The organism is Bacillus sp. JJ1521 (assembly GCF_036965165.1).
In the GTDB taxonomy this organism is placed as follows: Bacteria; Bacillota; Bacilli; order Bacillales; family Bacillaceae_L; genus Ferdinandcohnia.
The window spans coordinates 75,092-81,887 of the sequence record NZ_JBALOX010000001.1; the positions used below are offsets into that span (position 1 = coordinate 75,092).

Annotated in this window: 6 protein-coding genes; 5 read left to right on the forward strand and 1 reads right to left on the reverse strand. The window is 40.5% G+C overall.

Going from position 1 to position 6,796, the window contains the following annotated elements:
- The first annotated feature begins 73 nt into the window (after positions 1-73).
- The 4 genes from V7147_RS00370 (at position 74) to V7147_RS00385 (ending at position 2,978) form a co-directional block, all read left to right on the forward strand.
- Positions 74-451, forward strand: a complete 378-nt coding sequence (locus V7147_RS00370) for a cytochrome-c oxidase (protein WP_335365879.1) — start codon at positions 74-76, stop codon at positions 449-451.
- Between the two features lie 114 nt (positions 452-565).
- A complete protein-coding gene (locus tag V7147_RS00375) occupies positions 566-997 on the forward strand; it encodes a DUF1934 domain-containing protein (RefSeq protein ID WP_335365880.1) in 432 nt (143 codons plus the stop codon).
- A complete protein-coding gene (gene argS / locus V7147_RS00380) occupies positions 998-2,668 on the forward strand; it encodes an arginine--tRNA ligase (RefSeq protein ID WP_335365881.1) in 1,671 nt (556 codons plus the stop codon).
- A 130-nt stretch (positions 2,669-2,798) separates the two neighbouring features.
- Positions 2,799-2,978, forward strand: coding sequence for a XapX domain-containing protein (locus V7147_RS00385; RefSeq protein ID WP_335365882.1), 180 nt, complete (start codon positions 2,799-2,801; stop codon positions 2,976-2,978).
- Positions 2,979-3,119: 141 nt separating this feature from the next.
- Here V7147_RS00385 and cls read toward each other — a convergent pair whose 3' ends face one another.
- Positions 3,120-4,325, reverse strand: coding sequence for a cardiolipin synthase (gene cls, locus V7147_RS00390; protein ID WP_335365883.1), 1,206 nt, complete (start codon positions 4,323-4,325; stop codon positions 3,120-3,122).
- Between the two features lie 153 nt (positions 4,326-4,478).
- Between cls and V7147_RS00395 the strand changes: the two genes are divergently transcribed.
- On the forward strand, positions 4,479-6,599 hold the full coding sequence (locus V7147_RS00395) for a (Fe-S)-binding protein (RefSeq protein WP_335365884.1): 2,121 nt from the start codon (positions 4,479-4,481) through the stop codon (positions 6,597-6,599).
- Positions 6,600-6,796: the final 197 nt, after the last annotated feature.

Genomic DNA, 6,796 nt, shown 5'->3' on the forward strand with positions numbered 1-6,796 from the left:
TATGGCACTTCCTTTGAATCAGGTGAATATAATACATTTGAACTACATTTTCACCTAATAAAGGGGGAGTTCGATGATAGGGATTCGCTTTTTGAAGATGGCCGCTTTGTATTTTGTGATTGGTGTTCTAATTGGGATGGGTATGTCGATTTCACACACGTACACATTAACAGGAGTCCATGTTCATATTAACCTACTTGGCTGGGCATCCATGGGGCTAGCCGGGATTTTGTACTATTTGTTTCCGCAGGCAGGAGAGTCCAAGCTTGGAAAGACACATTTTTGGCTCCATAACATTGGCTTACCGGTAATGATGATTGGACTCACGATGCTACTACTTGGAAACACAGCGGTCGAACCAGCCATTGCAGTCGGCGGTACAATTACCACCCTTGCGATTATCCTTTTTGCAATCAACATTTTCATGAATGTCAAAGTGACAAAGCAATAATACTAGTATAAAACCTATTACTCGGCCAAGGCCGAGTTTTTCTTTTTTAATTTGAAATCCATTCATTAAATACCGTATACTAGTAAAGTTAACGACATATAAGGAAGTGTGAAAATGAGTCAAGAAGGAACACCTATTGAACTCAAATTTGTAACTGAAATTAAGGACGGACCGCGAAAAGAGAATGTTGCTTTTGACGCAATTGGTCTATACTACATAAAGGGTAACAAGACATACCTGCAATTTGATGAAAAGCAAGTAATGGGTACGGTGAAAACAGTCATCAAAATCTCGGAAAAAGAGGTTCTTATTCTGCGTTCAGGAATTTTGAAAATGAGACAGATTTACAGGAAAAATGAAACAACAATCGGTTCATTCCAAAACCAGCTCGGGACGTTTGACCTCACCGCAAAAACGAATAATATCGAATACAAATGGTACAAAAACTCTCGTAAAGGGACGTTATTTTTAGCATATGAGCTTTCACTTCAAGGTGAAAAGTCAGGATTACATAAGATATCCATTACATTTAAGGAGCGAAACTAGATGAATGTTGTTGATCAAGTAAAAGAACGCTTGAAAGCGGAAATTAAAGATGCGGTATTAAAAGCTGGACTAGCTTCAGAAGATCAGATTCCTGAAGCAATATTGGAGCTTCCAAAGGATAAGGCACATGGGGATTACGCGACAAACATGGCGATGCAGCTAGCGCGTGTGGCAAAAAAGGCACCTCGTATGATTGCCGATGATATTGTCGCGAACTTCGATAAATCAAAAGCATCAATCGAAAAAATTGAAATTGCCGGTCCTGGATTTATCAATTTTTATATGAACAATTCCTATTTAACGGATTTAATCCCGGCAATATTATCTGCTGGTGAGGCATACGGTGAAACAACTGTTGGCAATAAGCTAAAAGTTCAGGTGGAGTTTGTTTCTGCCAATCCAACAGGTGACCTTCACCTTGGACATGCTCGTGGGGCGGCGATTGGTGATGCATTGAGTAATATTTTAGAAAAAGCGGGCTATGATGTGTCCCGTGAATACTATATTAATGATGCTGGTAACCAAATCAACAACTTAGCGAAGTCTGTTGAAGCACGTTATTTACAGGCCCTTGGCAAAGACGCTGAAATGCCTGAGGATGGCTATCATGGCCAAGACATCGTAGGAATCGGAAAGCGACTTACTGAAGAATTTGGGGATAAATATGTCAATATGGATGAACAAGAACGTTTCGACTTTTTCCGCGAATATGGTTTGAAGTATGAGATGGAGAAGCTTCAAAAGGACTTAGAAGAGTATCGAGTGCGTTTTGATGTATGGTATTCCGAGACTTCTCTGTACCATAACGGAAAAATTGACAGAGCTCTCAGTGCGCTTCGTGAGGCAGGTCATATATTTGAAGAGGGTGGGGCGACTTGGTTCCGTTCGACAACATTTGGCGACGACAAAGACCGCGTGTTAATTAAAAATGACGGATCGTATACGTACTTAACACCTGATATCGCCTACCACCAAGACAAGCTTGAGCGTGGCTTTGAAAAGCTAATTAACGTATGGGGAGCAGACCATCACGGGTATATCCCTCGTATGAAGGCAGCGATTCAGGCGCTAGGCTATGATAAAGATACTCTTGAGGTTGAAATCATTCAGCTTGTTCACCTCTTTAAAGATGGCGAAAAGATGAAGATGAGTAAGCGTACCGGTAAGGCGGTAACGATGCGTGAACTGATTGAAGAGGTTGGTTTAGATGCCGTTCGTTACTTCTTCGCAATGAGAAGCTCTGATACACATCTTGATTTTGACCTTGATTTAGCGGTGTCACAATCAAATGAGAACCCTGTTTACTATGCACAGTATGCGCATGCCCGTATTTGCAGCATGCTTCGCTCTGGTGATGAGATGAATATTGTTTTAGACGGCGATTATGTACTTGAACATATCAATTCTGAAAAAGAAGTTGATCTGTTGAAAAAGCTTGGCGAATTCCCTGCGGCGGTAACAGAAGCGGCAGAAAAGCGAATTCCACATCGCATCTCAAACTATATTAATGAACTTGCAGCTGCACTTCATAGCTTCTACAACGCTGAAAAAGTGCTTGATCAAGACAATCCTGAAAAAACAAAAGCCCGTCTTGCGTTAATGAAGGCAGTTCAAATTACATTGCAAAACTCGTTAAAATTAATTGGTGTATCTGCACCTGAGAAAATGTAATACTTTTGCCTGAGGCCCTTACTTTGAGTAAAGGGCCTTTTTGTCGGGAATAATGAGGGTAAGTGAAGCTTCAATTAGTGGAGGTTTTACTGATTTGTTAATTCGGGGAAAAAAGGGGAGGATTCCATACATGAAAGAGGTTCTCTTGGCACTCATATCGGGTATAATTGTCGGATTTTTATTTGCTTTACTAAAATTACCGATCCCAGCACCACCAGCGCTCGCAGGGGTTACTGGAGTAGTTGGCGTTTATTTGGGATTTAAGTTATTCCAATGGATAGTACCGCTCTTTCAATTTGTACCGAAATAAAGAAGAGGCACCCATGTTGCGGGTGCCTCACTTTGTTAGTGACAGTAATTTTTGGATAGTGCCAGTAAATCTAGAATAGTGACAGTATTTTTCAGATAGTGACAGTATTCCTGAAATAGTGACAGTATTTTGCAACGAGCTCTACAAAAAGAATGAAATCCACGTTGCAATTTTGATTTTGAACTTTTTCTCCGACTTCAGTTCGTTGATTCGATCCCGAGTAAGTTCATCTGAAGTTGCAAAATCCTCCTCCACAACCTTTTTGATCTCTTTAATCACTTCCTTGTCATGGATGTAACAATTGATTTCATAATTAGAATATAGACTTCTTTTATCAAAATTAGCAGTACCAATATCGCAAAGCTTGTCATCGATACAAATGACTTTTGCGTGGTAAAAACCCCTAGTGTACATATAAAACTGAATACCAACCTTTGAAAGTTCATCCGTATAAGGAATGGCCGCTTCTTTTACAAACGGATGATCTGGCTTTTTCGGTAAAAGGACTCGGATTTTAACATTTCGTTTCGCAGCATTTATTAGTTCTTCTTTTATTTGTTTGCTAGGTACAAAATATGGTGAGCCGATGATGATTTCTTTTTCAGCCTGTTTAATCATACTGACAAAACCATCCTCGAGATAAGCCCCGTTTGTTGAAATGAACCTCGTTTGCGATTTTCCTTTAGGGAGCGGTGGGAAATAGGTGTTGCGGTTTTCAACAGATTCCTTAATTGTGTCATACCAATCTTCTAAAAACTGTGTTTGCAAATCGGCAACACCTTCACCGGTCACCTTCAAATGATAATCCCGCCAGAACCCAAATTTCAGATCCTCACCAAGATATTCTTTTCCGATATTGAAACCACCAATATACCCCGTTTTTCCATCGATAACGGAAATCTTCCTGTGATTACGTGCATTTAGCTTGTAAAAAAAATACGGGAAATTAGGTTTATTGCTATAGGCAAACGCTACTCCTGAGCGGGTTAGGTCTTTTTCCATTTGTTTCGTGACATTGTGGCTGCCTACCCAGTCCAATAGCAAACGAACCTTAACACCTTGTTCCGATTTTTTCTTTAACAGTGCCACAAAATCCTTGCTAACATCATCATCCTGCAAAATATAAAATTGGACATGAATATGTTCAGTTGCGTTTTGAATATCTGAAAAAAGAGCGGAGAAGAGTGTTTCTCCAGTTGCATAAAGGGAGATATCGCTATTTCGTAGTGGGAATTGATCGTCCACTTGTTTTTTTAGGTGACTTTTTCTTCCAAGACTGTAATCAAGGCGGAGTAACAGTAATAGAATAATGATAATAAGGACAATCCAGAAAATAGCTCGTAACAAATGTACCCCTCCTTTTTTAAGGTTCACTTAGTTTATACGAAAATTGGAATGTTTATTTGAGATTTCAAAATAAAATGTTGACTGAATGCTCATTCATTATATAATGAAAGTATATAGTCAGAAAATTAATTCCCTTTACGAAAGGAGTTTAACATGAATACCCTCTTACTTATCAATCTTCTTGCATTCCTATCTGTAACCGCTTACGCAATTTATCTTTTTGTCTACCTCATTAAGACTAGAGTTGCTTATATCAAGCTTGGAAAAAAGGTCGAGTTTGACGGAAAAGTAAAGGAGCGCCTTGAGCGGATTTGGATCAACGTGTTTGGACAGAAAAAGCTTTTAAAGGATAAAAAAAGTGGAGTCATCCACGTCATGTTTTTCTATGGGTTTCTCCTAGTCCAATTTGGGGCAATTGATTTTATTTGGAAGGGCTTAAAGCCAGGCTCCCATCTTCCACTGGGGCCATTGTATCCTGGGTTTACTTTTTTCCAAGAGATCGTCACATTTATGATTTTAGTTGCCGTCGTATGGGCATTCCATCGTCGTTATGTGGAAAAGCTTGTACGTCTAAAAAGAGGCTTTAAATCAGGACTTGTTCTTTTATTTATCGGTGGTTTGATGCTTTCTGTTTTACTTGGAAATGGGGCTGGAATCGTTTGGCATGGCCACGATCCATCATGGACGGAGCCGATTGCATCTGTGATTTCGCTCGCTTTAGGTGGGCTAAATGAAACGGCTGCAATTGTGATTTTTTATATCGCATGGTGGATTCACTTGATCTTCCTGTTAAGCTTCCTTGTCTATGTGCCGCAATCAAAGCATGCACACTTAATTGCAGGACCAGCGAATGTGTATTTAAGCAGACAAACAAGCCCAGGGAAGCTTGAAAAAATTGATTTTGAAGATGAAACACAGGAAACTTTTGGTGTTGGAAAAATTGAAGATTTTAAGCAAACACAATTAGTTGACTTGTATGCATGTGTCGAATGTGGCCGCTGTACAAATATGTGTCCAGCAACAGGCACTGGAAAAATGCTTTCTCCTATGGATTTAATTGTGAAACTACGCGATCACTTAACTGAAACAGGTGCAGTCGTCACTTCACGTGTACCATGGGTGCCGGCTGTTGCATTCAATCATACAAAGGGAAATCAGCTAGCACTTGCTTCAAGTAGCCAAGGCGCAAATGAAACAGCTGCAACTGCTGAATTAGCCTACAACCCAAGCTTAATTGGCGATGTCATCACAGAAGAAGAAATTTGGGCATGTACAACGTGCCGGAACTGTGAAGACCAATGTCCAGTGATGAACGAGCATGTAGATAAAATCATTGATTTACGTCGTTATTTAGTTCTTACAGAAGGTAAAATGGATGCGGATGCACAGCGTGCGATGACGAATATTGAGCGTCAAGGAAATCCTTGGGGTCTTAACCGTAAGGAAAAAGAAAATTGGCGTGACGTACGTGACGATGTTCACGTACCAACTGTAAAAGAAGCAAAAAAAGCAGGCGAAGAGTTCGAATATCTATTCTGGGTTGGTTCCATGGGTGCATTTGATAACCGAAGCCAAAAAATCGCCCTTTCCTTTGCGAAGCTTCTGAATGAAGCGGGCGTGAAGTTTGCGATTTTAGGAAACAAGGAGAAAAACTCAGGTGACACACCACGCCGCCTTGGAAATGAATTCTTATTCCAAGAGCTTGCGACAAACAATATCGCGGAATTTGAAAAGGCAGAAGTGAAGAAGATTGTCACAATCGACCCACATGCATACAATATCTTCAAAAATGAGTATCCAGATATGGGGCTTGAAGGTGTGGAGGTCTTCCACCATACAGAGCTTTTGTATGATCTTGTAAAAGAAGGCAGATTGGTTCCTAAACACGCGGTGAATGAAGTCATCACATGGCATGACTCCTGTTACTTAGGGCGCTACAATGACGTCTATGATCCACCTCGTGAAATCCTAAAACAAATTCCAGGTGTGCAACTCGTTGAAATGGAACGCAACCGTGAAAAAGGAATGTGCTGTGGTGCAGGCGGCGGTCTGATGTGGATGGAAGAGGATACAGGAACACGCATAAACGTAGCAAGAACGGAACAAGCGATTGCAGTTAGCCCAACCACAATTGGTTCTGGCTGTCCTTATTGCTTAACGATGTTGAGTGATGGTACGAAGGCGAAGGAATTAGAGGACCAAATTAGCACTTACGATATTGCTGAAATCCTTGAGAGATCAGTTGTCGGTGATCAACAAGAAATTGCATCTTAATGGAAATTCGTGATTTATCTTCCACTATGGATGTTGTAAAATAGGAATATAGGAAACTTCCGTAAAACTTTTAATAGTATAAGAGAAACGAGAGAGGTGTACGCTGGTGCACCTCCCTCTTTCAGACAAGATTGAGCGAGCGTTCAGTCGAAATAATGAAAGCGGTTACTAAGATTAGGGGAATCGTACCCGATTCG

Coding starts and splice junctions, on each gene's coding strand:
- V7147_RS00370 (WP_335365879.1), top strand. CDS start 74: ATGATAGGGATTCGCTTTTTGAAGATGGCCGCTTTGTATTTTGTGATT.
- V7147_RS00375 (WP_335365880.1), top strand. CDS start 566: ATGAGTCAAGAAGGAACACCTATTGAACTCAAATTTGTAACTGAAATT.
- argS (WP_335365881.1), top strand. CDS start 998: ATGAATGTTGTTGATCAAGTAAAAGAACGCTTGAAAGCGGAAATTAAA.
- V7147_RS00385 (WP_335365882.1), top strand. CDS start 2,799: ATGAAAGAGGTTCTCTTGGCACTCATATCGGGTATAATTGTCGGATTT.
- V7147_RS00395 (WP_335365884.1), top strand. CDS start 4,479: ATGAATACCCTCTTACTTATCAATCTTCTTGCATTCCTATCTGTAACC.